1 protein-coding gene is annotated in these 1,695 nt (G+C 65.8%); it reads left to right on the top strand.

The annotated features are described in order from the left end of the window. Positions 1–57: 57 nt before the first annotated feature. Positions 58–1,695: phosphoglucomutase (alpha-D-glucose-1,6-bisphosphate-dependent) (gene pgm, locus ACIPIA_RS15695; protein WP_400510904.1), on the top strand; the 1,638-nt coding region annotated here is incomplete at its 3' end.

The following is a 1,695-nucleotide window of genomic DNA, read 5'->3' on the forward strand; positions in this document are numbered from 1 at the left end:
GCGATCTCGGCGTCTATAACGGGCGCCGTTGCCTGCGACCTTCAATCGAGACCTTTCATGACCGATAGCGTGAGTCCCCTGGCCGGCAAGCGGCTCGAGCCCGGCCAACTCGTCGATGTGGCGGCTCTCAGAAAAGCCTATTACGACCGGCCTGATCCGGCTCAGCGCGCGCAGCAGGTCGCCTTCGGAACATCGGGGCACCGCGGAACGGCCTTCGCGAAATCCTTCAACGAAGCGCATATCCTGGCCGTCGCACAGGCGATCTGCCTCTATCGCCGGGAGCAGGGTATCGACGGCCCGCTCTTCCTCGGCATCGACACCCATGCCTTGTCGCGCAACGCGTTCGAGTCGGTGGTCGAGGTCTTCGCCGCCAACGGCGTCGTCACCATGATCGACGAGAAGCTGGGTTTCACGCCGACTCCGGTGATCTCGCACGCGATTCTCGCCCATAACCGCGGCCGCACCTCTGGGTTGGCGGACGGCGTCGTCATCTCGCCCTCCCACAACCCGCCTGCCGATGGCGGCCTGAAATACAATCCGCCGCATGGCGGCCCGGCCGATACCGATGCGACCGGCTGGATCGAGAAGAAGGCCAACGCCCTCATCGCCGAGGGGCTCGCCGGCATCAGCCGCATTCCCTACGAGCGGGCGCTGAAGAGCGAGCATATCCGCCGACACGACTACGTCAGCGGCTATGTCGCCGATCTCGCCGATGTCGTCGATATGGAGGCGATCGCCAAGGCCGGCGTCTCGATCGGCATCGACCCGCTCGGCGGGGCCGGGCTCGATTACTACCAGCCGATCATCGACCGCTACGGCCTGAACGCCACGATCGTCAGCAAGGAGGTCGATCCGGCCTTCGGCTTCATGACGGCCGACTGGGACGGCAAGATCCGGATGGATTGTTCCTCGCCTTATGCGATGGCGAGCCTGATCGGCATGCGCGACCGGTTCGACGTCGCCTTCGCCAACGACACGGATGCGGACAGGCATGGCATCGTCACCCGCAGCGGCGGGCTGATGAACCCCAACCACTATCTGGCGACGGCGAGTGCCTATCTCTTCGCCAACCGTCCGGGCTGGCGCAGCGACGCGGCCATCGGGAAGACGGTCGTGTCGAGCGCCATCATCGATCGTGTCGCGGCCAAGCTGGGCCGCAAGCTCGTCGAGGTTCCCGTCGGCTTCAAATGGTTCGTCGACGGCCTGATCTCGGGCGCGTTCGGCTTCGCGGGCGAGGAGAGTGCAGGCGCCTCCTTCCTGCGCAGGGACGGCACGGTGTGGACGACCGACAAGGACGGCATCATCCTCGGGCTGCTGGCAGCGGAGATCACCGCGAAGACCGGGAACGACCCCAGCGTCCTCTACGACCGGCTGACGGCAGAGCTGGGCAAGCCCTGCTATGCACGGGTCGATGCACCTGCGACAGCGGCGCAGAAGGCTGTCCTCAAGAACCTCTCGGCCAAGCAGATCGCCACGAAGGAGCTGGCCGGCCAGCCGATCACGGCGATCCTCAGCGAAGCTCCCGGAAACGGCGCGGCGATAGGCGGCGTCAAGGTGACGACCGCGGATGGCTGGTTCGCGGCGCGGCCTTCAGGCACCGAGGAGGTCTACAAGATCTACGCCGAGAGCTTCCGGGACGAGACGCATCTCGGCCAGATCCAGGAGGATGCCCGCAAGATCGTCGGCGCTGCTTTC

It is taken from the genome of Allobosea sp. CER48 (genome assembly GCF_044752385.1).
In the GTDB taxonomy this organism is placed as follows: Bacteria; Pseudomonadota; Alphaproteobacteria; order Rhizobiales; family Beijerinckiaceae; genus Allobosea.